Here is a 243-nt window from a genome sequence, read left to right as displayed (position 1 = left end):
CGAGTGCTATACGCCAAGCAACGCAGACAAATACGGGCGATGAAACAATTGACGATATTCCTAATGACTCGCGGTTTGGCGCGTGGTGGCAGCAACTGTACAACGTTACACATAGTCCGGCGTTCTTGGAATGGGCGAAATCGAAGAATATCGATACCTCACAAGCCATCACCGTCAACCCTCACAGTGACGTACTGACCGTTACGATCAATGGCGAACGTACTGAATTGCGCGGTTCGGAAC

The 243-nt window shown here is 50.6% G+C and carries 1 protein-coding gene; it reads left to right on the top strand.

Annotated elements, in window-relative coordinates; all coding sequences use genetic code 11:
* Nucleotides 1-243: hypothetical protein (locus AAEZ05_RS29835; protein ID WP_350650252.1), on the top strand; the 243-nt coding region annotated here is incomplete at both ends.

The sequence above is a fragment of the Pseudomonas sp. HY13-MNA-CIBAN-0226 genome (genome assembly GCF_040310305.1).
In the GTDB taxonomy this organism is placed as follows: Bacteria; Pseudomonadota; Gammaproteobacteria; order Pseudomonadales; family Pseudomonadaceae; genus Aquipseudomonas; species Aquipseudomonas gregormendelii.
Note: the sequence above shows the minus strand (reverse complement) of the source record. Positions and strands in the feature narration are given on the sequence as shown.